This is a genomic window from Actinomadura rayongensis (assembly GCF_009831215.1).
GTDB lineage: Bacteria > Actinomycetota > Actinomycetes > Streptosporangiales > Streptosporangiaceae > Spirillospora > Spirillospora rayongensis.
The window spans coordinates 167,759-191,726 of the sequence record NZ_WUTW01000003.1; the positions used below are offsets into that span (position 1 = coordinate 167,759).

General features: G+C 73.0%; 21 protein-coding genes and 1 tRNA gene. 12 read left to right on the plus strand and 10 right to left on the minus strand.

Features of this window, described 5'->3' with window-relative positions; genetic code table 11:
- The first annotated feature begins 255 nt into the window (after positions 1 to 255).
- From GQ466_RS17660 to GQ466_RS17675, 4 genes are all read left to right on the plus strand, one after another.
- On the plus strand, positions 256 to 4,416 hold the full coding sequence (locus GQ466_RS17660) for a ricin-type beta-trefoil lectin domain protein (RefSeq protein WP_161104069.1): 4,161 nt from the start codon (positions 256 to 258) through the stop codon (positions 4,414 to 4,416).
- Positions 4,416 to 5,303, plus strand: coding sequence for a hypothetical protein (locus GQ466_RS17665; protein WP_161104070.1), 888 nt, complete (start codon positions 4,416 to 4,418; stop codon positions 5,301 to 5,303). Before GQ466_RS17660 ends, GQ466_RS17665 begins: the two co-directional genes overlap by 1 nt.
- 142 nt (positions 5,304 to 5,445) lie before the next feature.
- The gene (locus GQ466_RS17670; RefSeq protein WP_161104071.1) at positions 5,446 to 5,805 is read left to right on the plus strand and encodes a BlaI/MecI/CopY family transcriptional regulator; all 360 of its coding nucleotides are present in this window, start codon (positions 5,446 to 5,448) and stop codon (positions 5,803 to 5,805) included.
- The gene (locus GQ466_RS17675) at positions 5,802 to 6,725 is read left to right on the plus strand and encodes a M48 family metalloprotease (RefSeq protein ID WP_202420711.1); all 924 of its coding nucleotides are present in this window, start codon (positions 5,802 to 5,804) and stop codon (positions 6,723 to 6,725) included. The genes GQ466_RS17670 and GQ466_RS17675 overlap by 4 nt, the downstream gene beginning before the upstream one ends.
- 17 nt (positions 6,726 to 6,742) lie before the next feature.
- Here the strand turns inward: GQ466_RS17675 and GQ466_RS17680 are convergent, their stop codons facing one another.
- Positions 6,743 to 7,963 (minus strand): acyl-CoA dehydrogenase family protein, encoded by a 1,221-nt coding sequence (locus GQ466_RS17680; protein WP_161104072.1) that lies wholly within the window; start codon positions 7,961 to 7,963, stop codon positions 6,743 to 6,745.
- 59 nt (positions 7,964 to 8,022) lie between these two features.
- Here GQ466_RS17680 and GQ466_RS17685 point away from each other — a divergent pair, with 59 nt between their 5' ends.
- On the plus strand, positions 8,023 to 8,712 hold the full coding sequence (locus GQ466_RS17685; RefSeq protein ID WP_272918052.1) for a DUF6221 family protein: 690 nt from the start codon (positions 8,023 to 8,025) through the stop codon (positions 8,710 to 8,712).
- Here the strand turns inward: GQ466_RS17685 and GQ466_RS17690 are convergent.
- Entirely contained in the window at positions 8,700 to 9,539 is an 840-nt protein-coding gene (locus tag GQ466_RS17690; protein ID WP_161104074.1) for a helix-turn-helix transcriptional regulator, read from the minus strand. The two genes, GQ466_RS17685 and GQ466_RS17690, sit on opposite strands and share 13 nt — an antisense overlap.
- A gap of 87 nt (positions 9,540 to 9,626) precedes the next feature.
- Here GQ466_RS17690 and GQ466_RS17695 point away from each other — a divergent pair, with 87 nt between their 5' ends.
- Positions 9,627 to 10,325 (plus strand): SDR family NAD(P)-dependent oxidoreductase, encoded by a 699-nt coding sequence (locus tag GQ466_RS17695; RefSeq protein WP_161104075.1) that lies wholly within the window; start codon positions 9,627 to 9,629, stop codon positions 10,323 to 10,325.
- A gap of 591 nt (positions 10,326 to 10,916) precedes the next feature.
- Here GQ466_RS17695 and GQ466_RS17700 read toward each other — a convergent pair.
- Positions 10,917 to 12,125, minus strand: coding sequence for an MFS transporter (locus GQ466_RS17700; RefSeq protein WP_202420712.1), 1,209 nt, complete (start codon positions 12,123 to 12,125; stop codon positions 10,917 to 10,919).
- A 109-nt stretch (positions 12,126 to 12,234) separates the two neighbouring features.
- Between GQ466_RS17700 and GQ466_RS17705 the strand changes: the two genes are divergently transcribed.
- A complete protein-coding gene (locus tag GQ466_RS17705; protein WP_161104076.1) occupies positions 12,235 to 12,525 on the plus strand; it encodes a YiaA/YiaB family inner membrane protein in 291 nt (96 codons plus the stop codon).
- A gap of 4 nt (positions 12,526 to 12,529) precedes the next feature.
- Here the strand turns inward: GQ466_RS17705 and GQ466_RS17710 are convergent, their stop codons facing one another.
- Both GQ466_RS17710 and GQ466_RS17715 read right to left on the minus strand, forming a co-directional pair.
- The gene (locus tag GQ466_RS17710; protein WP_161104077.1) at positions 12,530 to 12,853 is read right to left on the minus strand and encodes a DUF3140 domain-containing protein; all 324 of its coding nucleotides are present in this window, start codon (positions 12,851 to 12,853) and stop codon (positions 12,530 to 12,532) included.
- A 34-nt stretch (positions 12,854 to 12,887) separates the two neighbouring features.
- Positions 12,888 to 14,141: an MFS transporter gene (locus GQ466_RS17715; protein ID WP_337193519.1), complete on the minus strand. Its 1,254-nt coding sequence runs from the start codon at positions 14,139 to 14,141 to the stop codon at positions 12,888 to 12,890.
- 138 nt (positions 14,142 to 14,279) lie between these two features.
- Between GQ466_RS17715 and GQ466_RS17720 the strand changes: the two genes are divergently transcribed.
- Positions 14,280 to 14,356 (plus strand) — tRNA-Pro (locus tag GQ466_RS17720).
- Between the two features lie 98 nt (positions 14,357 to 14,454).
- Positions 14,455 to 15,129, plus strand: coding sequence for a hypothetical protein (locus GQ466_RS17725; RefSeq protein WP_161104078.1), 675 nt, complete (start codon positions 14,455 to 14,457; stop codon positions 15,127 to 15,129).
- A 480-nt stretch (positions 15,130 to 15,609) separates the two neighbouring features.
- On the opposite strand, the gene GQ466_RS17730 is transcribed toward GQ466_RS17725, so the two are convergent.
- Positions 15,610 to 16,755 (minus strand): FAD-dependent oxidoreductase, encoded by a 1,146-nt coding sequence (locus GQ466_RS17730; protein ID WP_161104079.1) that lies wholly within the window; start codon positions 16,753 to 16,755, stop codon positions 15,610 to 15,612.
- A 115-nt stretch (positions 16,756 to 16,870) separates the two neighbouring features.
- Here GQ466_RS17730 and GQ466_RS17735 point away from each other — a divergent pair, with 115 nt between their 5' ends.
- Positions 16,871 to 17,422, plus strand: coding sequence for a TetR/AcrR family transcriptional regulator (locus GQ466_RS17735; protein WP_161104080.1), 552 nt, complete (start codon positions 16,871 to 16,873; stop codon positions 17,420 to 17,422).
- Positions 17,423 to 17,462: 40 nt separating this feature from the next.
- Here the strand turns inward: GQ466_RS17735 and GQ466_RS17740 are convergent, their stop codons facing one another.
- Positions 17,463 to 19,793, minus strand: coding sequence for an ATP-binding cassette domain-containing protein (locus tag GQ466_RS17740; protein ID WP_161104081.1), 2,331 nt, complete (start codon positions 19,791 to 19,793; stop codon positions 17,463 to 17,465).
- A 60-nt stretch (positions 19,794 to 19,853) separates the two neighbouring features.
- Between GQ466_RS17740 and GQ466_RS17745 the strand changes: the two genes are divergently transcribed.
- Together GQ466_RS17745 and GQ466_RS17750 are read left to right on the plus strand one after the other, a co-directional pair.
- On the plus strand, positions 19,854 to 20,837 hold the full coding sequence (locus GQ466_RS17745) for an LLM class flavin-dependent oxidoreductase (RefSeq protein ID WP_161104082.1): 984 nt from the start codon (positions 19,854 to 19,856) through the stop codon (positions 20,835 to 20,837).
- A 52-nt stretch (positions 20,838 to 20,889) separates the two neighbouring features.
- On the plus strand, positions 20,890 to 22,317 hold the full coding sequence (locus GQ466_RS17750; protein WP_161104083.1) for an aldehyde dehydrogenase family protein: 1,428 nt from the start codon (positions 20,890 to 20,892) through the stop codon (positions 22,315 to 22,317).
- Here the strand turns inward: GQ466_RS17750 and GQ466_RS17755 are convergent.
- The 3 genes from GQ466_RS17755 to GQ466_RS17765 form a co-directional block, all read right to left on the minus strand.
- Positions 22,298 to 22,735 (minus strand): protein phosphatase 2C domain-containing protein, encoded by a 438-nt coding sequence (locus tag GQ466_RS17755; protein WP_161104084.1) that lies wholly within the window; start codon positions 22,733 to 22,735, stop codon positions 22,298 to 22,300. The genes GQ466_RS17750 and GQ466_RS17755 overlap by 20 nt on opposite strands.
- Positions 22,736 to 22,972: 237 nt before the next feature.
- Positions 22,973 to 23,326 carry a barstar family protein gene (locus GQ466_RS17760; protein WP_161104085.1) on the minus strand — a complete coding sequence of 118 codons (354 nt, stop codon included), beginning with the start codon at positions 23,324 to 23,326 and terminating at the stop codon, positions 22,973 to 22,975.
- A gap of 15 nt (positions 23,327 to 23,341) precedes the next feature.
- Positions 23,342 to 23,752 (minus strand): ribonuclease domain-containing protein, encoded by a 411-nt coding sequence (locus GQ466_RS17765; RefSeq protein ID WP_202420713.1) that lies wholly within the window; start codon positions 23,750 to 23,752, stop codon positions 23,342 to 23,344.
- Between the last annotated feature and the right edge of the window lie 216 nt (positions 23,753 to 23,968).

Here is a 23,968-nt window from a genome sequence, read left to right on the forward strand (position 1 = left end):
CAGATTCCAACGGGCTGTTAGATCCGCTGTGCGTCCTGTTTGCGCTGGTCATCAGACCGCCACGCGAACGCGTTCAGAGCGCCACGCACCGTTACGGTGTGTCGCCATCGTGGAGGGATCAGCGCTGTGGGCAGGAGACCCCGGGAAGTAGACCGCTTCTGTCAACCTCGCGTCACCGGCTTTCCCGGACGGTTCGGCCGGACGCTGGCCGCGCTGTCGGCGGGAGTCCTGGCCACTGCCCTGACCATTTCCGGAATGGGCGCCGCGCACGCCGGCAGGCCGCCCTCCCGCCGGGCTCCGGTCGAGCGGGGGCCGCGGGCCGCCGCCGAATCGGCCCGCGCGCTCGCCCGGGCGAAGGCCACGGGGCAGAGCGTGGAGCTGCCCTCCGCCACGACCGGGATCTCCACCACGACCGCCAACCCCGACGGGACGTTCACCACCGTCCAGAGCCTCCTGCCCCAGCGCGTGTGGCAGTCGGGCCGATGGCGGACGCTCGATCCGACCCTCCACGCCGACCCGGGGCACGGCATCTCCCCGGCCGTCAGCGCGGCCGGACTCCAGCTCTCCGCCGGCGGGTCCGGCCCTCTCGCGACGCTCACGACCGAAGGCCACCGACTGTCGCTGACCTGGCCGACCGCACTGCCCGCCCCGGAGATCGACGGCGCCTCGGCCACCTACCCGGACGTGCTGCCCGACGTCGACCTGATCGTCACCGTCACACCGCAGGGCGCGTTCAGCGACACCCTGGCCGTCAAGACCGCCGAGGCCGCCAAGAACCCGGCGCTGTCCCAGCTCAAGCTGACGATCGAGACCGACGGGCTGGAGGTGAGCACCGACCCGCAGGGCAACCTCCAGGCCGTCGAGTCCGCGGACGGGCTGCCCGTCTTCAGCGCCGTCGCCCCCACCATGTGGGATTCCTCCACGAACCCGCCGGCCGGGGTCTCGGCCACCGCCGTCCGGACCGCGACGCCGTCGTCCGCCACGGCACCGGGCAGCCGGGCGCGGGTGGGACGCATCCGGGCGAATGCCGTCACGACGTCCCGGCGCCCCGGCCGGACCACCGCGATCCTCACGCTCCGGCCGGACCGCGCGCTGCTGACGGGCCGGACCACCGCCTACCCCGTCTACCTGGATCCCACCTGGACGCCCCAGTACGCCGGTTCCAAGGTGCAGGCGTCCGCCGAGGTCCAGAGCTATTTCGACAGCCAGCACTACTGGAACCCCTCGACCCTGCAGATGGGGTACTGCGGCTGGGACTCCTGTTACGTCTCCCCCAGCACGCCCGCGCACTTCGTCGCCAGGTCGTTCCTGCGGATGAGCGTGCCGTCGCAACTCCAGAACAACGCGCACATCACCAGCTCACAGCTCAACGTGACCTTCAAGTACGGTCCGTACAACTCGTGCAGCGGGGCACCCAATCCCACCATCGACCTCGGCTGGACGGGCACCATCTCGACCAGCACCACGTGGAACAACCAACCGTCGTGGAAGCAGACGATCGACACCGCCGCTCCGGCGGCCTGCTCCGGCGCGCGGGCCGGCTTCGACCTGACGTCGTTCATGCAGTCCCACGCCGCTGGGGCGTCCAGCATGACGTTCGGGCTGAAGGCCGCCGACTCGGGCGACAAGAACACGTGGAAGCAGTTCGTGACGTCCGACATCTCGATGTCGACGACCTACGACCACGCCCCCGACCTGCCGGGCCACCCCGCGACGTCGCCCGGAGGCCCGTGCCAGACCAGCGGTCCGGGCGCCGTGGTGATCGGCAACGACGACGTGAAGTTCCAGGTCGTCCCGACCGACCGGGACGGCGGCCAGCTCGGCACCCGGTTCGTCGTCAAGAACTACGGCGGATCGACCGTGTACGACTCCGGAGACCCGGCGAACGCATCGACCGCGCTCACCGTCACGTCCGGCCAGGTCGCGTCGCTCACACTCAAACGCTCGCAGATCCAGGGCTGGCACGCCGACGGCCGCACGAAGCCCTACCAGTACTCCTGGTACACGGTCACTTCGGACGGCAAATACGCGAGCCCCGGCACCGGAACCGGCTCGGCCGGATCCCCGTGCGCCTTCACCTACGATCCGACGCAGCCGCCCGCGCCGGGACTGGCGGTGGCGACGGACGCGAACGGCAACGGGGGAACGCTCGGCGGAACCGCCACCGTCACGCTGGCGCCCTGCGCCGACCTGCTCGCCGATCCCGCGACGACCTGCACGGGCACCGCTCCGAACCGGTACAAGTACCAGCTCAACTCCGGCGCGCCGGTGACGGTGACCGCGAGCGGCGGCGCCCAGACCGTCACCGTGCCGCTGCACCACGCCGGTCCCAACGCGCTCACGGTGTTCTCGATCTCGGCGGGCGGCAACCCCGGCGAGTCCGCCTCCGCCGTCTTCACCGTCGCCGGCCCCGCCAGTCCCTATCCGGACGGCGATGTCGACGGCGATCCGCAGCACCGGCCCGACCTGCTCACGATCGGCGGCGGCGCCGCACCGGGCCTCTGGCTGGCGTCCGGGGACGGGGCCGGCGGGCTGGCCACTCCCACCGACATCGGTGCCGCCGGGACCGGCGTGCAGACGGCCGGCTCTCCGGGAGACTGGACCGGCGTCCAGGTCCTGCACGGCGACTTCACCGGCAATCACGTCCAGGACGTGCTCGCCTACTACCCGTCCGGCGACCATCAGGGGTCCGCCTATGTCCTCTCGGGCAACGGCGACGCGCTGCCGCTCCTGCCGGTCTCGGGAGAACAGGTCGCGCTTCCGGCGGGCACGTTCGCCGATCCGCTGCTGGACCCCGACGACGAACCGCTCCAGCTCGTCGCGGCCGGGAACGCCGGTCTGCAGAGCACCGGGGTCGCGGACCTGATCGGCATCGTCGGTGATGCGGCCAACGGCTACCAGCTCGACCTCTACTCCACGTGCGGGGGCTGCGGGCCGTCCAACTACACGGCGACGGCGACGCTCGCCGCGAAGGACGAGTCCCCCGACGGCGCCGCCGACTGGAACAACTTCACCCTGGTCACCGCCCAGCCGAACGGGATCCCGGTGCTCTTCGCCGTAAAGAGGACAACCGGCGAGACATGGGAGTCCACCAACCCGAACCAGAGCGCTACGGCGCTGATCGGCACCGCCGGCACCTGGACGAAGATCACCGCACCGTGGGGGTCCGCGCCGCCGACGCCGATCTCCGGGGACGTCAACGCGGCCGGGAAGATCGAGCTGTGGGGGCGGACGGGCTCGGCGACCGCGCCCACCGCCACCCCGTACACCCTGACGGGCACGTCCCTCGCCGGCGGAACCGCGACGAACCTGCTGATCCCCGCCCACCAGTGGCCGCTGACCAGCAGCGGCGGGGCCACCGCCAGTTGCGCGGCGGCGGTCTGCACGCCCGACACGACGGGCGGCCAGGACGCCGCCATCACGGGCGGCGTCACGCTCGCCGACGACCCGACGCGCGGCACGGTCGCGGATCTCGACGGCAGCAGCGGTTACATCACCCTTCCCACCAACCTCCTCCACGCCTCGAACGTTCTCACCATCGGGCTCTCGTTCCGCGCCGATCCCGGAACCGGCGGCATCCTGTTCTCGACCGGCAACGACGTGCCGAGCACACCGAACGCCAACGCGATGCCGGTGATGTACATCGGCACCGACGGGAAGCTGTACGCGCAGTTCTGGAACGGCGGGGTAACGCCGATGATCTCGCCGCAGCGCGTCGACGACGGCCAATGGCACACCGTGCTGCTCAACAGCACGGGAAATCACCAGGGCTTCTACCTCGACAACGACCTTCGCATCGGGATGGCCGGGAGCCAGGCCGTCAACAACGCCGACCCGCTCGTCTTCGTCGGGGCGGGCACGTTCCCGCCCAACACCGACACGCGGCAGTGGGTCAACGCACCGGGCGACACGACCAGGACCAGGAGCAGCTACTTCAACGGACAGATCTCCAACGTGATGTATTTCGCGAGCGCGCTTAGCACCGCCCAAATGGCTCCTTACTGGAAGGCCGCCCCGATGGTCGGCCCCATCGTCTCCGCTCTGTCCGCCGGGTTGTGCGTCGACAACAACGGAGGCACCATGACCAACAAGAACAAGGTCCAGATCTGGACCTGCAACAACAGGATTTCGCAGAACTGGTCGCTCAACCCGGACGAGACGATCTCGATGACGTCGGGCGGCACTACGATGTGCCTGGACGTCACGGAGTCGGGCACCGCCAACGGAACGCTGGTGCAGCTTTATACCTGCAACGGCACAGTGGCCCAGATGTGGCACCTCGATTCCAGCGGACAGATCTGGAATCCCAATGCCGGGAAGTGCCTCGACGACCCGAAGTCGAGCACGACCAGCGGTACGCAACTCCAGATCTACGACTGCAACCTGACGAAGGCGCAGTACTGGATCGTCCCGTGATGCCGGCCGGGACCGTCCGATCGCCCGGCGATCCATCCGGCGCAAAGGCCCGCGTGCGGTGGGCGGCCGTCGCGGGACTCGTGCTCCTCGCGGCGGTCGGCCCGGTCGCGCCGGCCCGCGCAGCCGGGCCGGGCACGACGTCGAGCCCGTCGCCCGGCTCCGGAACCGCCGACCCGACGCCGGTCGCACCGGTCCTCGTCGTCCATTCGGTCGTCGGCGCGGCCGGGGCGCACAGCGGGGACGCTTTGAGTGGACAGTCCTGGATCGCGGCGACCGGTCCCGTCGCGCGGAACGCCTCGCTCCACTTCCGCGTGTCCGGCGGGGCGTCCGTGCGCCCGACGTGCACGCGCGACGCGGGCGGACGCTGTGCGCTGGGCGACGTCGGAGCCGCCGGGATCACCGTCCCCTTCGTCCTCGGTACGAAAAAGCGGCACGGAACGGACACGGTGACGCTGACGGCGATCGTCACCGCCCGGAACGCCGTTGAACGCCGCGCGACCGTGCGGATCACGCTCGCGCCCCCGGCCGCCCGTCCTCCTGCGGCGACGAAGGCGCCCGGTTCCGGGCACCGGGCCGCACCGCCGCCCGCTCCCGAGGCGCCGACCGCGTCGCCCAGCATTCCGGTCGAGAGCGCGGCGTCCCCGTCGCCGAGCCCGATCCTGCCGGAGATCGCGCCCGCTCCGACACCGAGCCCGACACACCGCGAGACACACGTCCGTGAACCATCGGTGACCCTGCCGAACCACCGTCCGGTGTCGGCCGAACTGACCAGCGGCGGGCTGTGGGGACTGCTCCTGATCGCCGGAGTCGTCATCGCCGCCGTTCTCCCGGCCCGGCGCAGGCAGCCCGCGCTTCCCCGTCCGGAAGCGGACGGGCGCCCCTCGTAAGGCCGGCACCTGCGGCCGTCCCGTCCGGCCCGATGCCCGCGTCCTCGTCCGCACCGCGCGCTGTAGGCTCTGAGCCCGGCGCGCCCGGCCCTGCCGCCGGCCGCAGCCGAGCGAGAATCGGCCGGCATCCAGGGGAGGGGCCATGCCACGCCGCGCCAGGCGCGCTCCAGGCGAACTGGAACGCGAGGTCATGAGCCTTCTCCAGCAGGCCGAGGACGCACTGCCGCCCGCCGAGGTCAAGGCCCGGCTCGGCGGTGACCTCACCTACAGCACGGTGGTCACGATCCTCACCCGCATGCGGGACAAGGGGCTTCTCGTCCGGCTCAAGGACGGCCGCGGTTACGTCTACACGCCTGTGGCCGACCAATCCGGGCTCGCGGCGCTGCGCATGCGGGAGGCGCTGGCGGCCGAGACGGACCGTCGCGCGGTGCTCAGCCAGTTCGTCGGCGGCCTTTCCGAGCAGGAGGAAGAGATCCTGCGCGACCTGCTGGGTCCTGCGTGAACACGTTGGACCTGGAGGACGTCTTTCCGTTCGTGCTGCCGCTGCTCGCCGCCGCGCCGGGCGTGCGGTTGATCGAACGGCTTCCGCCGCGGTCGGCGGTGTGGACGACGACGGCTCTCACGACGGTCCTCTCCCTGACCGGGCTCGCGGGGCTCGGGCTGATCGCGGCCGACGGCGCCCTCCGGTTCCATGCAGTCGAGGTGCTCGGGCGGCTGTCCCCCACCGGCCTCGACCGGATCGACCGGACCGGGAAGCCGGTGGGCCTCGCGGCGGCCGTGGCGTTCGGCACCGCCCTGGCCGCGTTCGTCGGTTCCGCTCTGCGCGAGGCGCTGTCGCTTCGCACGGCGTATCGGACCGCGGCCCGCACGCCCGGCTCACGCGAGGTCGTCGTGGTCGGTGACGCGGAGGCGCGTGCGTTCACCCTTCCCGGTCGGCCGGGGCGGATCTTCGTGTCGACCGCGATGCTCGATGCGCTGGACGAGCGGCAGGCCCAGGCACTGCTCGCCCACGAGCGCGGCCACCTGCACGATCGGCACCACCTCTTCCGCGCCTGGGTGCGCGTCCTCGCGGCGGCGAATCCGCTGTTGCGCCCGTTGCGCCGATCCCTGCAGTACTCGCTCGAACGGTGGGCCGACGAGCGGGCCGCCGTGGCCGTGGGAGACCGCCGGACGGTCGCGCACGCGATCGCCAAGGCCGCGCTGGCCGTGCCCCGGTCTCCGGGGCGCTGCGGACTGGCCTTCGTGACGCTTCGGCGCGGCAGTGCCGTGCCCCGGCGGGTCGCCGCGCTCCTCGCCCCACCGCCCCGGCCGCATTTCGGGATCGTGCTCGTGGCAGCGGTGTGCTCGGGCTCTGCGGTTTTCGCGGTGCTCAACGGGGCCGCCGGTCTGCACCACATCCTTGAGGCCGCGCGTGCCCGTTAGCCGCCGGGGCTGGTCTCCTAGCGGAGAGGGAGGCCGGTGATGGTGCGGCCTATGACGAGGCGTTGGATTTCGCTGGTGCCCTCGAAGATGGTGAAGATCTTCGCGTCTCGGTGCATGCGTTCGACGGGGTAGTCGCGGGTGTAGCCGTTGCCGCCCAGGATCTGGATGGCTTCTTCGGTTACTCGGACTGCCACTTCGGAGGCCAGGAGTTTCGCCTGGGAGCCTTCGGCGTTGTCGAAGTCCTTGCCGTTGCGGGCCATCCATGCGGCTCGGTGGACCATCAGGCGGGCCGCATCTATCTGCATTCTCATGTCGGCCAGCTTGAAGGACACGGCTTGGAAGTCGCCTATCTTGCGGCCGAACTGTTCGCGCTGCCGGGCGTAGTCCAGGGCGTACTCGTAGGCTGCTCTTGCCACGCCTAGTGCCTCGGCGCCTACGCTGGGGCGGGTGGATTCGAAGGTGCGCATCGCTGCTTGGCCTCGGCTCCGCTTGCCTTCGCGGACTCGGGCTATGCGCTCGTCGAACTTTTCCTTGCCGCCCACGATGAGGTGGGCGGGGATTCGTACGTTGTCGAGGATGACCTCGGCTGTGTGGGATGCGCGGATGCCGTGCTTCTTGAACTTTTGGCCTTGTTTCAAGCCTTGGGTTCCGGGTGGGATGATGAAGCTGGCCTGGCCTCGGCTGCCCAGGTCGGGGTGGACGGACGCCACGACGACGTGGACGTCGGCTATTCCGCCGTTCGTGGCCCAGGTTTTGGTGCCGTTCAGGACCCACTCGTCGTTGGCCTCGTCGTAGACGGCTCTTGTGCGGATGGAGCCCACGTCGGAGCCGGCGTCGGGTTCGGACGCGCAGAAGGCGCCCAGTTTCACGTCGTCGGCCGTGCCGAACATCTGCGGGACCCATTCGGCGATCTGGTCGTTCGTGCCGACGGCGGCCACAGAGGCGGCGGCCAGGCCCGTTCCGACGATCGCCAGGCCGATGCCCGCGTCGCCCCAGAAGAGTTCTTCGAAGGCTACCGGGATGCCGAGGCCCGTCGGCTCCAGCCATTGCGCGGCGAAGAAGTCCAGGGAGTAGATGCCGACTTTCGCGGCCTCCTGGATGATCGGCCAGGGGGTCTCCTCGCGTTCGTCCCATTCGTGGGCGGCCGGGCGGATGACGTCCCGTGCGAACTCGTGCACCCACTGTTTGACTTCTTGGACGTCCTCGCTCAGGTCCAGCGAGTAACCGGTGTTCGTCATCTGGTGACCTCCCCGACGGCATGGGGGTCCGCCGCCCCGACCGGCGGCGGACCGGCACCATGTCCGACCGCCCAAGGATCCAGGAAAGCGCGCGGGGCGGCTTTGCCTCGGACGCGCAACTCGGGTCTCCTGATCCGCCCGGGGCTGACAAACTCTGGGCCATGAGCCGCGTCGTGGAGCGATTCCTGGATCCGTTGCTGGCGCGCGATGCCTGGTTCGGCGAGGACGACCTGGAGGACGTCCTCGCCGATGCCGAGCCCGTCCCGGACGCGTTGGAACGGCACCTTCGGATGTGCGCGCGGCTCGGTGCGGCGTGGCATCGGACGCGCCGGGCCGTCCGGGAGCGGGCCGACGGGGAGATTGTTCGGCTGCTCGCTTTCAAGTACGCCGACGAGCCTGGATATCGGCCCTCGTGGCGGCCTCCGCCTCGTGAGATCGCGGCCGATGACGCGGCCGTGCGCTTTCTGCGGGAGCGTTGGGATGAGGAACGCGCTGTGGCGGAAGAGGCCGCGCGGGTGAGCGGGGCGGAGTTCACCTGGGAGGAGATCGAGGTTCAGGACGGTCAGGGGCTCGTTCTCGACGGCGAGAAGCGCAGCGTGTTCGGGTGCGCTCTTTATCCCGAGGTCGGCCGGAGCATTGTTCAGCACTCCCCGGGACGTGTCCTGCGCGATATCGCCGGCCGCGAGGGCATCCTTGCCCGGGCCGATTCCGCGCTCCTTGAGCTGCTGCTCGGTACCTACGCATCCTGACCGGCGAGATCTTGCGCGCCGAGGACGCCGAGGAGCGCGAGCCGTCCGGCGTCCTCGGTGCCCGGCTCGGCGGTGTAGACGATGACGTTCAGGTCGCCGTTCTCGACGTGCAGCATGTCGCAGTCCAGCGTGATCGCACCGACCAGCGGATGTTGGACGGTCTTGCGGGACACCGCGTACCGTCCGACGGTCCCCGCGTCCCACAGCTCGGCGAACCGCGCGCTGCCCGCGTGCAGGTCGGCGACGAGGCGGCGCAGCCCACGGTCCGCCGGGTAGCGGAGCGTCGCCGTCCGCAGGGCGGAGACCTGGGCGGCCTCCAGCGCGCGGCGCGCGTCCGGCGCGTAGTGGACGCGGCTGCCCGCGCCGAGGAACGTCCGCCAGACCGCGTTGCGCTCCGGGCCGCGCCGCTCCCCCATCAGCGCGACGTGCAGCGGGTTGGCGAGCAGCAGGTTTCCCGCCGCGTCGGACACGGCGACGGGCGTTCCGGCGAGCCGGTCCAGCATCCGGTGGACGCCCGGCGTGATGTGAGTCGGGACCGTCCCCTCGCCGGGCGGAGCGAGTCCGGCCAACCGGTACAAATGGGCGTGTTCGTCGTCGGTCAGCCGTAGCGCGCGGCCCAGCGCCGCCACCACCTGCTCGGACGGACGGGCGGCGCGGCCCTGTTCCAGCCGCGTCAGGTAGTCCACCGAGATGCCGGCCAGCAGGGCGAGTTCTTCGCGGCGCAGGCCGGGGGCGCGGCGGCGTCCGCCCGCCGGCAGACCGGACGCGGACGGCGCCGTCCGGTCCCGCCAGCGCCGCACCGCCTGCCCGAATTCGGTGCCTGTCATGGCCTCCACTGTGCCCGCTCGCGGGCGGAACGTCCTGGTACCGCCAGGGCCAGGCTAAACGGAACGATGTACCGGATGCTGGTGGGCATGACGACGACACTGATCACCGGAGCGAACAAGGGCCTCGGGTTCGAGACCGCGCGGCGGCTCGTGGCGGCCGGGCACACCGTCCTGCTCGGCAGCCGGGACGCCGAGCGCGGGCGGCGCGCGGCCGAGCGGATCGGCGCCCGCTCCATCCTGATCGACGTGACCGACGACGCGTCCGTCCAGGACGCCGTGGCGGCTGTGGGCGAGCTGGACGTCCTGGTCAACAACGCGGGCGTCCAGCGGGAGATGACCGAGGACGGCATCGTCGGCGCGGCCGACCTGACTGCCGACATCATGCGCGACACGTTCGAGACCAACGTGTTCGGCGCCGTCCGCGTCCTCCACGCGTTCCTCCCGCTGCTGCGGCGGTCGGCGGCGCCGGTGGTGGTCAACGTCAGCAGCGGCCTCGCGTCGCTGGCCACCGTGACGACGCCCGGCCACCCGGCGCACGCGTATCCGGGCGTCGCGTACCCGGCGTCGAAGACGGCGCTGAACATGGTCACCGTCCAGTACGCCAAGGCGTTCCCCGAGTTCCGGATCAACGCCGTTGAACCGGGCTACACGAGCACGGACCTCAACCTGAACCAGGGACACCAGAGCGTCGAGGAGGGCGCCGAGATCATCGTCCGGATGGCGTCGATCGGTCGCGAGGGCCCCACCGGCGGCTACTTCGACGCGAACGGAACGCTGCCCTGGTAGGCGCAGCGTCCTCGCGGGACTGGACGCGGTCCCCCGGACGAGCCTGCGCCACGCCCACAGCTCAGCGAGCGATGTCCGGCCTGCCGCAGTGCCCGCGCCCGGACGCCGACGGCCTGCGCGCGGACGCCAACGACGTGCGCGCGGACGCCGGGGGCCGGTTCGTGGACACCGCAGACGTGCGCGCGACCGCCGGGGGCTGCACGCGAACGCCAAGGACGTGCGCGCGAGCGCCGGGGCCTGCGCGCGGACACCGCAGACGTGCGCGCGAATGCGGGGGTCCGCGCATGGAGGCCGCAGATGTGCGCGCGGACGCCGACGGCCCGTGCGCGGACGCGCGAGCGCCGGGGCCTGCGCACAGACGCCGCAGACGCGCGCGCGACCGCCGGAGGTTGCACGCGAACGCCGAGGACGTGCGCGAGCGCCGGGGCCTGCGCGCGGACGCCGAGGGCCTGTGCGCGAATGTCGGGGCCTGCGCGCGGACGCCGAGGGCCTGTGCGCGGACGCCGAGGGCCAGCGCGACGCAGTGCTTGCCGCCCTGAGCGCCCGCGCGTCTTCCGCCTGGGCGACCGGCAGGGCGTCGGCTCCGCGACGTCATTCGTGCTCGGCGTCGCCCGGACGACCGGGACGCGCACCGTCGCCACGCCCGGCTCGCCGGAGCGCGGCCCAGGTCGCCGCCGTGACGGCCAGGCCGCCCGTGCCCGCGACGATGAACGCGGTGCGCGGGGACGTCGCGTCCAGCAGCAGCCCGCCGCCGATGTAGGAGAGCGCGGCGGCGGCGCCGATCCCGCCGTGGAACGTGCCGAAGACGCGGCCGAGACGGTCGGCGGGGACGGTCCGCTGGATCAGCGTGTTCGCCGCGACGTCCATCCCCGCGAGCCCCGCGCCCCGGGCGGCCTGCGCGGCGAACACCGCCCCCGCCGCCCACGCGAAGCCCGTCAGCAGGTTGCCGAGGCTGCTCACCGCGAACCCGACGGCGAGCAGCGCGGCCCCCGCCGGGACGCGCGCGACCACCGCGTAGCCGACGAACAGCCCGATCCCGACGGCGGCCAGCACGATCGCCACCACCGCGTCACCGCCGTGCAGGGAGTCCTGGACCAGGAAGACGAGCGCGACGTCATCGATCCCGTTGAACAGCACGACCAGCACGAACCCCAGCACGACCGCGCGCAGCAGCGGGCTCGCACGGACGTGCCCGAGCCCCGCACGCGCCGCGCGGAACGGCCCGGCGTCCGACAGCCGCCGCCGGGGAGCCGCAGGCAGGAAAGCCAGCAGCAAGGCCGAAACCAGGAACGTCCCGACGTCGAGCAGCAGCACGCCCCGGACGCCGAGCAACGGCAGCAACCCGGCGGCGACGAGCGGACCGAGCGTCTCGCCCGCGTTGGTGCCGAGACCCACGAGGGCGTTGGCGCGTTCGAGGTCCCGGTCGTCCACCAGAGCGGGCACGACGGCCCGGGACGCGGGCTGGAACACCTGCCCCGCGACCGCCCGCACCGCGACGAGCGCCAGCAGCACCGGCAGCGGCGGCAGCCACACGGCGATCACGAGCATCACGGCGCCCTGCGTCAGCTCGCACCCGACCATGACCTTCCGCAGGTCGAACCGGTCGCTGACGACCCCGGCCAGCGGTCCGAGCAGCGCGGGCGCCAGCTCGGCCGCGAGCAGCAGCGACGCGACGGCGAGCGCCCGCCCGGTGCCGGACGCGACGAACAGCAGCAGCGCCACGAGGCTCAGCGCGTCGCCGAGGAACGAGCACGTCCGGGCGCACCACAGCAGCCGGAAGCCCGGGTTCGTCAGCAGCACCCGGCCGACCCTGCCGAACCCCGCCCGACGACGGCAACCGGATTTTGAGTAGGAGAGTTGAGCACGCGTACTCACGACCAGAGAACGTCAAAGCGCAACACTGGCGGACATGGCGACCTCAACGCCGGTCAAGCCGGCCAACACCACCGCGTTCCTCGTCCAGGCGGCGATCTCGTTCATCGTGTCCGCCGTGTCCGTCGCCGCCGGGATCGTCTACCTGCCCGTCAACGGCTGGGTGCGGGCGTTCCTGGCGATCGGCCTGCTCTACGTGATCACCTCGACGTTCACGCTCGCCAAGTGCGTCCGCGACAAGCAGGAGGGCCTGGCGCTCAGCAACCGCGTCGACCAGGCGCGGCTGGACAAGCTGCTCGCCGAGCACGACGTCTTCGCGACGCCGTGAACCCTCACTTCAGCGGGTCATGGCCCCAGTTCATCAGCGAGTAGCGCCAGCGGGTGTCCCGGACGTCCCCGGACGGCCGCTGCGCGAGATGCCGGTGCACGTACCCGACGACCTTGTTCATGTGCGCGTAGTCGTCGTCGGTGCGCTCGGCCTTCCGCTTGCGCAGCAGGTCGATGATGCGGCGGCCGGACGCGTGCCCGACCGACTCGCCGCCGCCGTCCTTCTGCCCGACGGCCCGGGACTCACCCGTGTCAAGCCACCGTTCCAGTTCTTTGGGCGTCATATTGACGGCCTTGCCGAACTCGTCCGCCACCGTGCGTTGGTCCATGGGCCTCGCGATACCCGATGACCTGGGCGGATAGTCATGCCGCTGCGGGTTCGGGCGCCACGGGAACGACCGGCGCGACCGCGTCCCGCTCGGGCCGGACGGTCAGCGCCGCCACCGCCCCGCCCGCCAGCAGCAGCCCGGCCGCGAGGTCGAACGCCGCCGAGAAGCCCGAATTGTCCACGAGGACCCCCGTCACGACGGGCGCGAGGACGCTCGCCGTCGCCGCCACCGCGTAGGACGCGCCGAGCGCCGCGCCCCGCTGCCCCGGCGGGCACACCCGGGCCAGCGCGGCGTTCGTCAGCGGCGCCTGCGCGCCGCCCGCCGAGAACGCGACGGCCAGCAGCGGCAGCATCAGCGCGACCGGCCCGACCCGCGTCATGCCGAGCATGCACACCCCGGCGACGGCCGCGACCGCCGCGCCGAGCAGCCCCTGCGCCGCGCGGTGCGAGACGCCGCGCCGGATGAGCCGCTGCGCGAGCGTCCCGGTGACGAGGACGAACACGATCCCGACCACGCTCGGCAGCCCGATCACCCCGCTGACGGCCGCGTCGCTGAACCCGGCGTCGTCCTTGAGGTACGTGGGGATCCAGGTGAGCCCGAGCGCCAGCGACCACATGACGGCGAAGGACGCGAACGTCCCGCCGAGCCACGTCCCGGTCAGCAGGACGCGCCGGTACGGGACGCGCGGCGACTCCTCCGGCTTCTCGCGCGCGCTGTACGGCCCCTCGGCGCCGCGCCGCAGCCAGAGCGGCAGCCACAGCACGCCCGCGAGGCCGAGCACGCCGAACGCGGCGCGCCAGCCGAGCGTCCCGGTGACGGCGAGGATCAGCGGCCCGCCGAGGATCGCGCCCGCCGCGCCGCCCACCGAGATCAGCGCGGACGGCAGCGACCGGCGCTCGACCGGATACCAGGTGAAGACGGTGTGGTTGGCCAGCGGGAAGGCCGGGCCCTCCCCCGCGCCGAGCACGACGCGGGTCGCCACCAGCAGCCCGAACCCGGCGGCGGGCGCAAGGACGGCGAGCTGCGCGGCCGACCACACGACGACCAGCGCGGCCAGCAGCGGACGCGCGCGCAGCCGGTCGCCGAGGAACCCGACGCCGAGCGAGGAGAGGCTGAACAGCAGGTAGAAGGCGCCCGCCATCGCCCCGAACCGCGTCCCCGACAGGTGCAGGTCGTCGCGGATCGGGTCGGCGACGAGCCCGAGGACCGCCTTGTCGGCGAAGTTGACGGCCATGAACACCATCAGCAGGACGAGCACCGCCCGTCCGCCGCCGCGCGGCTCGTCCACCGGCGCGCTCCTCTCGCCACGGGGTCCGTCGGACGCCACCGTGCCGCGCGCGCCCAAAGCGCGGCTTAGGCCGGGGTCGCCGGACGCCTTCCCTGGTAGGCTCGGCAGCGTTCCGGGCGCCGCGGCGCCCGAGGTCGACGGGCTGTAGCGCAGCTTGGCAGCGCGCCGCGTTTGGGTCGCGGAGGCCGGGAGTTCAAATCTCCCCAGCCCGACCAGGAAAAGCCCCGGTCACGGGCGGCGTGCCGCGCGAGGCCCGGGCCCGTGAGCCCCCGATCGTGGTCCCCGACGGTTTCCGCGGCTCGGGGAGGAAGCGGTGCGGACGGTGCTGGCGGCGGGGGCCGCGCTGGCGGTCACGGCGACGGCGGGCGCCGACCCGAAGGATCCGGTGGTCACGGTGGGTCCGCCCGTGGTGCGGCTGGTGCCCGGCACGAGCGCCCCGGTGACGGTCGCTGTCGACTTCGGGACGTGCATGGACGAAACCCTCATCGAGGTCGAAGCCGCCGAGGGCCACGGCTATGACTACGTGTCGTCCGGGGAACGGATCAATGGCCGCGCGACCGCGTCCTTCGCCTTCGACGGCATCGAGACGCGCGGCCGGTGGACGGTCGCGGTCAGCGGCAGCGCCTGCGGCACGTCGACGCCGGTGCGGCGGGAGGCGGCGGCTTCCTTCGAGGTCAAGCGGGACGCCCGGATCACGGGGTTCGGCGTCCGGACGCGCGGCCCGGCGGCCGAGGTCGCCGGACGGCTGACGCGGCTGGACCCGTGGGCGAACCGGTACGTCCCGTACGGCGGGGCGCGCGTTCAGGTGGAGTCGCGCCCGAGCGGGACGAAACCCTGGACCGTCCGCGACACGACTGTCACCACGCGAAACGGGCGCTTCTCAGTGCGCGTGCCCGGGACGGCGGACGGCGCGTGGCGCGCGGTGTTCCCCGGCACCCGCCACCACGCCGACGCGACCGGCGAGGCCGACCGCGTCGCGGCGCACTGAGCACCGGTCACCGGCTCCGACAGACGCAGCGCCCGACCACGGCGGCCTGAGCCCGTCACCGGACACCAGCCCCGACAGGCGCAGCGCCAAGTCGCGTCGGGGCGGGCTGAGCGCCGATCACCCCGGTAGGCGCAGCCCCAGGTCGCGGCGCGGCGCGCTGAGCGCCGGTCACCCCGACAGGCGCAGCGCCAGACCGGGTCGCGGCGCGCTGAGCCCCGATCACCCCGACAAGCGCACCGCCAGGTGCGACACGGCGCGCCGAGCGCCGATTACCCCGGCAGGCGCAGCGCGAGACCGGGTCGCGGCGGGCTGAGCGCCGGTCACTTCGGTAGGCGCAGCGCCAGGGTGCCGCGCGCTGAGCGCTGATCACCGGGACAGCAACCCCGACAGGGGCGACGCCAGGTCGCGGCGGGGCGGGCTGAGCGCCGGTCGCCCCGGTAGGCGCAACGGCAGGGCGCGCTGCGGCGGGCCGCGCGTCCGTCACCGGAACACCAGCCCGGACAGGCGCAGCGCCAGGTCGCGGCGGGCGGCGGGCACGTGTCCGGCGGCCCGCAGCAGCAGGTTGCGGACGGGCCGGACGCGCGGCCCGACGGTCGCGAGCCGCGTCAGCCGGTCCGCCAGCCGGACGACCTGCTCGGCGACGGGACGGCGCGTGGCGGCGTAGGCGTCCAGCGGCGCGTCGTCGCCGGTGGTGAGCGCGGTGTGCAGCGCGTCCGCGAGGGCCACGGCGTCCTGGATGCCGGTGTTCATGCCCTGCCCGCCCGCCGGGCTGTGGACGTGCGCGGCGTCGCCCGCGAGCAGGATCCGCCCGTTGCGGTACCGGTCGGCGACGCGGTGGTGGACGCGGAACCGCGAACTCCACACGACGTCCTCGACGACGGCGCGGGTGCGGCGCGGGCCCCGCTCGTCCAGCAGGGCCTGGACGAACGCGGCGTCGGGGCGCTCGGGCGCGGCGTCCACCGTCGCGACGATGCGGTGGGTGCCGCCGGGCAGGGGCGCGACGACGACCATCCCGGCGGTGGCGAAGTAGAGGACGACCTCGTCGGCGGGCAGCGCGCCGCCGCGCAGCCGGACGTCGGCGAGCACGAACGACTCGGCGTAGTCGCCGCCCCCGAACCCGATCCCGGCCCGGTCGCGGACGGTGCTGTGCATCCCGTCGGCGCCGACGACGTACTGCGCGCGGATCGGGTCGTACCCGGCGAACTCGGCGGTGATCCCGGCGGCGTCCTCGGTGAGCGCGGTGAGCCGGACGGGCCGCAGCACGCGTCCGCCGAGGTCGGTGAAGCGGCGCAGCAGGACGGCCTCGGTCTCGGCCTGCGACAGCATCAGCGTGTAGGGGAAGGCGGTGGGCAGGCCGCCGAACGGGACGGCCACGAGGATCCGGTCCCGGTCGCGGACGGTGAACCGGCCCGCCTTGATGCCGCGCGCGACGAGCTCCTCGGTGACGCCGAGCGGCCGGAGGACCTCCAGGCTGCGGGCGTGGACGACGGCGGCGCGGGAGGTGTTTGCGCCCTCGGCGGCGGCGTCCACGACGGTCACGTCGTGTCCGGCGCGGGTGAGCGCGACGGCGGCGGTGAGGCCGGTGGGGCCGGCTCCGACGATGAGGATCCCGGTCTGCTCGGTCATGGCGTCCTCCATGTCAACGTTTGTTGGCCAACGGCCGTTGGCCAACAGCATGAGCCGGGGCGGCCCGCGATGTCAACACTTGTTGGCCAACGTTTGTTGGCCTACGATGCGGCGCATGAGAAGGACATCCGAGGAGACCCGGGGCGTGATCCTCGCCGCCGCCCGCAGCCGCTTCGCCAGCGACGGCTACGACCGCGCGACGATCCGCGCCATCGCCGCCGACGCGCGCATCGACCCGTCGATGGTCATGCGCTACTTCGGCAGCAAGCAGGGCCTCTTCGCCGCCGCCGCCGACCTGGACCTGCGGCTCCCCGACCTCGCCGCCGCGCCGCGCGCCGAGGCCGGCCGCGTCCTCGCCGCCCACCTCCTGGACCTGTGGGACGACGACGAGGACCTGCGCATCCTGCTGCGCACGGCCATGACGGACGAGGGCGTCGCCGAGCGCGTCCGAGGCGTCCTCGCGGCCCAACTCGTCCCGGCCGTGGCGGCGGTCACCCCCGACCCCGCGACGGCCGCACCGCGCGCGGGAATGACCGCGTCCCAAGCACTCGGCTTCGCCCTCTGCCGCCACGTCCTGCGCCTGCCCCCGGTCGTCGCGCTCACCCGAGACGAGGCCGTGGCCTGGCTCGCCCCAACCTTCCAGCGCTACCTAACCGGCCCCCTCTAACCGGCTCGCACTGACGCCGACGGATACGCCGCCGTCGCGCCTAGGCGCCGAGGTGGGAGCGCAGGTAGGGGGCGGTGCGGCTGGTCGGGGACGCGGCTACCTGGGGCGGGGTGCCCGCCGCGACGATTCGGCCGCCGTCGTCGCCGCCGCCCGGGCCGAGGTCCAGGACGAAGTCGGCGGCGGCCACCGCGTCCATCGCGTGTTCGGCCGCCACGACCGTCGCGCCGCCGTCCACCAGGGCGTGCAGTCGTGCCATGAGCAGGTCGGCGTCGGCGGGGTGCAGGCCGGTCGTCGGCTCGTCCAGTAGGTAGAGGGTGTCGCGGCGGCGGGCGCGGCGCAGTTCGGCGGCCAGCTTGATCCGTTGTGCCTCGCCGCCGGACAGTTCGGTCGCGGGCTGGCCGAGGCGCAGGTAGCCGAGGCCGACGCCGCGCAGCGTCTGCAGAGCGCGGGCGGCGGCGGGGATGTCGGCGAGGACGGTCGACGCGTCGTCCACAGTGAGGCCGAGGACTTGCGCTATGTCCAGGCCGTTCCAGCGGACGTCCAGGGTTTCGGGGTTGTAGCGGGCGCCGTGGCACACCGGGCACGGGGCGTAGGTGGACGGCAAGAAAAGCAGCTCCACCGATACGTATCCCTCGCCCTGGCAGTGGGGGCAGCGCCCGCCTTCCACGTTGAAGGAGAACCGTCCGGCGTCGTAGCCGCGCGCCTTCGCCTCGTCGGTCGCGGCGAACACGCGGCGCACGGCGTCGAACAGGCCGGTGTAGGTCGCGAGGTTGGAGCGTGGCGTGCGGCCGATGGGCTTCTGGTCGACGCGGACGATCCGCTCGAAATTAGGCGTCTCGGCGAGGACGTCCAGCAGCGTGGATTTGCCCGACCCGGACACGCCGGTGATCGCCGTGAACACGCCGAGCGGAACGTCCACGTCGAGTCCGCGCAGGTTGTGGCGCGTGACGTCGCGCAGCCGCAGCCACCCGGACGGCGCGCGCGGTGTCCGGACCGGTCGTTCTACCTCGCCGAACAGATAGCGCCGGGTGACGGACTCGGCCACCTTCGCCAGGCCGTCCACCGGCCCGCTGTACAGGACGAGCCCGCCAGCGGCGCCCGCGCCCGGCCCGACGTCCACGATCCAGTCGGCGCGGCGCACGACGTCCAGGTCGTGCTCCACGAAGAACACGCTGTTCCCGGCCGCGCGCAGCCGTCCGAGCACTTCGGTCAGCGCCTCGGTGTCGGCGGGGTGCAGCCCGGCGGACGGCTCGTCCAGCACGTACACCACGCCGAACAGGCCCGACCGCAGCTGCGTCGCCAGCCGGAGCCGCTGCAGCTCCCCCGCCGACAGCGTCGGGCTCGTCCGGTCCACGCTGAGGTAGCCGAGGCCGAGTTCGGTCAGCACCTCGATCCGGGCCACGAGGTCGCGCGTCAGCACCCCGGCCGGCTCGTCGCCGCCGGTGTGCGGACGCAGCAGGTCCGCCAGTTCGGTCAGCGGCAGCGCGGCCAGCTCGGCGATCGACCGGCCCGCGAACGTGACGGCGAGCGCGTCCAGCCGCAGCCGCCGTCCGCCGCACAGCGGGCACACCCGCGCGGCCAGGAACGTCGCCGCCTTCGCCCGCCGCGCCTCGCTGCGCGACTCGGAGTACGCCCGCAGCACGAGCCGCTGCGCCGATGAGTACGTCCCCTGGTACGGCCGCTGGATCCGGTGCGCCTCCCGCTCGGGATGGACGGTCACGACGGGCTGGTCCTCGGTGAACAGGATCCAGTCCCGCTCGTCCTGCGGCAGATCGCGCCACGGACGGTCGATGTCGTACCCGAGCGCGGCGAGGACGTCCCGCAGGTTCTTGCCCTGCCACGCGCCGGGCCAGGAGGCGATCGCGCCGTCCCGGATGCTCAGCGACGGGTCCGGGACGAGCGACTCCTCGGTCACCTCGTGCACCTCGCCGAGCCCGTCGCAGCGCGGGCACGCCCCCACGATCGTGTTCGGCGAGAACGCGTCGGAGTACAGCATCTCGGCGCCGGGCGGGTAGTCGCCCGCGCGCGACATCAGCATCCGCAGCGAGTTGGACAGCGCGGTGACCGTCCCGACCGACGACCGCGACGACGGCACCGACCGCCGCTGGCCGAGCGCGACCGCCGGAGGCAGGCCGGTGACGTCGCCGACGGCGGGCGTCCCGGCCTGGTCCAGCAGCCGCCGCGCGTACGGCGCGACCGACTCCAGGTAACGGCGCTGCGCCTCGGCGTAGATCGTCCCGAAGGCCAGCGACGACTTGCCCGAGCCGGACACGCCCGTGAACGCCACGAGCGCGTCGCGGGGCACGGCGACGTCCACGTTCCGCAGGTTGTGCTCCCGCGCGTCCCGGACCCGGACGAACCCGTCCTCCATGATCGGGACCGTACCCCGGACGGCGGGAAGACCCGCGCGGACGCACGGGTTGCAGAGAACATGACCGTTCCCTTCTCCGTTCTCGACCTCGCCCCGGTGGCGTCCGGCTCCACGTCCGGGCAGGCGCTCCGCAACACGCTGGACCTCGCCCGGCGCACCGAGGCCCTCGGCTATCACCGGTACTGGCTCGCCGAGCACCACGCGATGCCGGGCATCGCCAGCTCCGCGACGGCCGTCCTCATCGGCCAGGTCGCGGCGGCGACGGAGCGGATGCGGGTCGGGTCCGGCGGGATCATGCTGCCCAACCACGCGCCGATGGTCGTCGCGGAGCAGTTCGGGACGCTGGAAGCGCTCTACCCGGGCCGCATCGACCTCGGCCTCGGCCGCGCGCCCGGCACCGACCAGGCCACCGCGCGGGCGCTGCGCCGCTCCCCCGAGGCCCTGTCGGCGGACGACTTCCCCGAGCAGGTCGCCGAGCTGAACGGCTACTTCGACGAGAAGAGCGTGATCACCCCGGCGGCGGGGAACGGCCCTCCGGTGTGGCTGCTCGGGTCCAGTGGGTACAGCGCGCGGCTCGCGGGGCTGCTGGGGCTGCCGTTCGCGTTCGCGCACCACTTCATGGCGCGGAACACGCTGCCCGCGCTCGCTTTGTACCGGGAGTCGTTCCGTGCGTCGTCGGTGCTGAGCGAGCCGTATTCGATGATCGGCGTGTCCGTCATGGCCGCCGAGACGGACGAGAAGGCGCGGGACATGGCCCGTCCGCAGGCGCTCCAGTTCCTGCGGCTGCGGCAGGGGCTGCCGGGGCCGCTGCCGACGCCGGAGGAGGCCGCGGCGCAGGTGTTCTCGCCGGTCGAGGCGCAGATGGTCAAGGAGCGGCTCGCCGACCAGGTCATCGGGAGTCCCGCGACCGTCCGGGCCGAGCTGGACGCGCTGTTGGAGCGCACCGGCGTGGACGAGGTCATGGTCGTGACGTCGGTGTACCACCACGAGGACCGGGTGCGGTCCTACGAACTGCTCGCCGATCTCTACGACCTCGCCCGCTGACGGACGTGGACGCCGGGATAGCGTGGATCGACGCGAGAAGGAGTGCAGACGGATGAACGTGACACCTTTCTGGCTGGCCGGGCGTCCGGCGACCGGGGACGAGTCCATCGAGGTCACCAACCCCTATGACGGGCACGTGGTCGGGGCGGCGTCCGTCCCGACGCCCGCGCAGGTGGAGGAGGCGGTGGCCGCCGCCGACGCGGTGCGCCGCCAGGCCGCCGCGCTGCCGCTGCACGTGCGGGCCGAGGCGCTGCTGCACGTGTCGCGGCGGCTGGCCGAGCGCGCCGACGAGGTCGCCCGGCTGATCACCGCCGAGAACGGCAAGCCGCTGCTGTGGGCGCGGGGCGAGGTGGCGCGCGCGGTCGCGACGTTCCGGTTCGCCGCGGAGGAGACGCGCCGCTGGAGCGGAAACGTGCAGCGGCTGGACACCGAGCCCGCCGCCGCCGGACGCGTCGCCTACATCACGCGCGTGCCGCGCGGGCCGGTGCTCGGGATCTCGCCGTTCAACTTCCCGCTCAACCTGACCGCGCACAAGATCGCCCCGGCGATCGCGGTCGGGGCGCCGATCATCGTCAAGCCCGCGCCCGCGACGCCGCTGTCGGCGCTGCTGCTGGGCGAGCTGCTGGCCGAGACCGACCTGCCGGTCGGGATGTTCTCGGTGCTGCCGGTGCCCAACGACCGGGCGGGCGGGCTCGTGGACGACCCGCGCCTGCCGATCGTGTCGTTCACCGGCTCGGTACCGGTCGGGTGGTCGATCAACGACCAGGTCCCGCGCAAGCACGTCACGCTGGAACTCGGCGGGAACGGCGCGGCAGTCGTGCTGCCGGACGCCGACCTGGACTGGGCCGCGTCCCGGATCGGGCTGTTCGCCAACTACCAGGGCGGGCAGAGCTGCATCGCCGTCCAGCGCGTGTACGTCGACCGTTCGGTCTACGAGGACTTCCTGCCGAAGCTCATCGACGCCGTCAACGGCCTGGTCACTGGGGACCCGTGGGACGAGCGCACGCAGGTCGGCCCGCTGGTCAGCACCGACGCGGCCGTGCGGGTCGAGAACTGGGTGAACGAGGCCGTCGACGCGGGCGCCAAGATCCTTGCGGGCGGGGAGCGCGACGGCGCGGTCTACGCGCCGACGATCCTGTCCGACGTGCCGGCCGACGCCAAGGTCGCGCGCGAGGAGGTGTTCGGGCCGGTCCTGCTCGTCCAGCCGGTGGACGGCGTGGACGACGCGTTCGCGCACGTCAACGACTCCACCTTCGGTCTCCAGGCGGGCGTGTTCACCCGGAGTCTGGACGTCGCGTTCCGCGCCCACCGCGAGCTGGACGTGGGCGGCGTGATCATCGGCGACGTCCCGTCCTACCGGGCCGACCAGATGCCCTACGGCGGCGTCAAGGACTCGGGCGTCGGCCGCGAAGGGCTGCACTCGGCGATGAACGACTACACCGAGGAGAAGGTGATGGTCCTCACGGGCCTTCAACTCTGAGCAGCACGGCCGTGACGTTGTCGTGCCCGCCCGCCGCGAGCGCGTGCCCGACGAGCGCCCGCGCGTCCGCGCGCAGGTCCCCGCCGCCGAGCTTCGCCCGCAGCTCGGCGGCGCCCGGCAGGTAGCGCCAAAGACCGTCCGTGCACAGCAGCACCCGTCCCGGCCCGAACGGCCGCAGGAACCGGATCCGCACGCGCGGCTCGTCCGCGTCCGCGCCGAGCCAGGCGGCGAGCGCCTCGTGCGCGCCGTGGTCGTCCTCGGTCAGGCGCAGCGCGGTGCCGTCGTCCGGCAGCCAGTAGGCACGGCTGTCGCCGATCCAGCCCGCCCACAGCCCGGACGGCCCGACGGTCGCGGCGGCGAACGTACAGGCCGGCGCCGGACCCGTCCCGCGAACCGCCTCGCCCGGCCCAGCGAACACTGTGTCGCGACCGGGCTCGTCCGGGACAGTGGCCGGGGCGTGGCGCGGACGGTCACCGCCGGGGCGGCGACCGGGGGCGCGGCGTGAGCGGACCCGACGGGGGCGTGGCGCACGCGGGCGCGGCCGGGGTTGCGGCCGGGGGCGTGGCGGGAGGGGTGAGCGAGACGCCGTCGCAGACTACGGCGATCGTCCAGGGGCCGACGGTGGCGAGGGAGGAACAGTCGGGCGTTGTGTCCGTCAGGTCAGGGCGGCGGTGATGCGGTCTTCCAGGTCGGGTTCGCGGTCGGGGTGGACCGTGAAGGTGATCTTGAGGCCGTCGGCGGATGCTTCGGCCAGGACGTCCAAGAGGATTGCCAGCTGGCTTGTGTCCTCTTCGGCCAGGAGTTCGTCGGCGTGCGCGACGGTCAGGGACGGGCGGTCCAGGTCGCGCAGGCAGTCGGCGAAGGCGTCCCAGTTGCGGCCGAAGTAGTCGGGAAAGGCCAGGGCCCGCGCCGCCTCGGTGAAGAGGGCGGCGCGGGTCCGGCAGTCCCGTCCGTCGAGGTCGGCCGGGACCGGGTCGGCGGTGACCGTCAACCAGGGCGGCGGCGTCATCGGCGGGACCTCGTTCTAGGAGAGCCGGTAGAAGTTCGCGTAGTGGTCCGGCGAGAAGTACACCGCGCCGGTGCTGCTGTGGACGATCCGGTACGCGTCCCGCGCCGCGCCCTTCGCCCGCGAGTAGACGTCGTACTCGTGGTAGGTCGCGCCGGACGGGAGCTGCCCGTCGTAGTTGTGGTAGACGCCGCCAGTGTAGTTCCACTTGCCGTCCGGCCAGGTGTACCAGCCGGAGGTCGACGGCCAGCCCTTGCCCGACCACACCGACGCGGCGTAGCTGCCGTCGGAGCAGCGCGAGATCGTGCAGGAGCCGTAGACGGTCGCGTTCGCGGGGACGGTCGAGATGGCGCCCGTCACCGACACCGCGGCGGCGAGCGTGACGGCGGCGCGCCTGGCCCAGGACGAGCGGGAGCGTTGCTTGGACACGGGGCCTCCCAGAGCGAGGGGGTGAACGCCGCCATCGTCACCGCCCGCGACCCGACGAGACCATTCTGTATCCCGCTAAATCCTCGTAAACACTTCCTGTCTGCCGGGTCCCGCGCCCGCCCGCCACGCCGCCGGATCCGCCGTCCCGCACGAGGCGGGAGGCCGTGCGACCTGCGCGTCCGCACTGTCCCGCCGCCGGAAAAATGAGTCGGCGGG

Bases quoted from the DNA above. Each gene is read 5' to 3' on its own strand.
- GQ466_RS17660 (WP_161104069.1), top strand. From the start codon at position 256: ATGGGCGCCGCGCACGCCGGCAGGCCGCCCTCCCGCCGGGCTCCGGTC.
- GQ466_RS17665 (WP_161104070.1), top strand. From the start codon at position 4,416: ATGCCGGCCGGGACCGTCCGATCGCCCGGCGATCCATCCGGCGCAAAG.
- GQ466_RS17670 (WP_161104071.1), top strand. From the start codon at position 5,446: ATGCCACGCCGCGCCAGGCGCGCTCCAGGCGAACTGGAACGCGAGGTC.
- GQ466_RS17680 (WP_161104072.1), bottom strand. From the start codon at position 7,963: ATGACGAACACCGGTTACTCGCTGGACCTGAGCGAGGACGTCCAAGAA.
- GQ466_RS17685 (WP_272918052.1), top strand. From the start codon at position 8,023: ATGTCCGACCGCCCAAGGATCCAGGAAAGCGCGCGGGGCGGCTTTGCC.
- GQ466_RS17690 (WP_161104074.1), bottom strand. From the start codon at position 9,539: ATGACAGGCACCGAATTCGGGCAGGCGGTGCGGCGCTGGCGGGACCGG.
- GQ466_RS17695 (WP_161104075.1), top strand. From the start codon at position 9,627: ATGACGACGACACTGATCACCGGAGCGAACAAGGGCCTCGGGTTCGAG.
- GQ466_RS17705 (WP_161104076.1), top strand. From the start codon at position 12,235: ATGGCGACCTCAACGCCGGTCAAGCCGGCCAACACCACCGCGTTCCTC.
- GQ466_RS17710 (WP_161104077.1), bottom strand. From the start codon at position 12,853: ATGGACCAACGCACGGTGGCGGACGAGTTCGGCAAGGCCGTCAATATG.
- GQ466_RS17730 (WP_161104079.1), bottom strand. From the start codon at position 16,755: ATGACCGAGCAGACCGGGATCCTCATCGTCGGAGCCGGCCCCACCGGC.
- GQ466_RS17735 (WP_161104080.1), top strand. From the start codon at position 16,871: ATGAGAAGGACATCCGAGGAGACCCGGGGCGTGATCCTCGCCGCCGCC.
- GQ466_RS17740 (WP_161104081.1), bottom strand. From the start codon at position 19,793: ATGGAGGACGGGTTCGTCCGGGTCCGGGACGCGCGGGAGCACAACCTG.
- GQ466_RS17745 (WP_161104082.1), top strand. From the start codon at position 19,854: ATGACCGTTCCCTTCTCCGTTCTCGACCTCGCCCCGGTGGCGTCCGGC.
- GQ466_RS17750 (WP_161104083.1), top strand. From the start codon at position 20,890: ATGAACGTGACACCTTTCTGGCTGGCCGGGCGTCCGGCGACCGGGGAC.
- GQ466_RS17760 (WP_161104085.1), bottom strand. From the start codon at position 23,326: ATGACGCCGCCGCCCTGGTTGACGGTCACCGCCGACCCGGTCCCGGCC.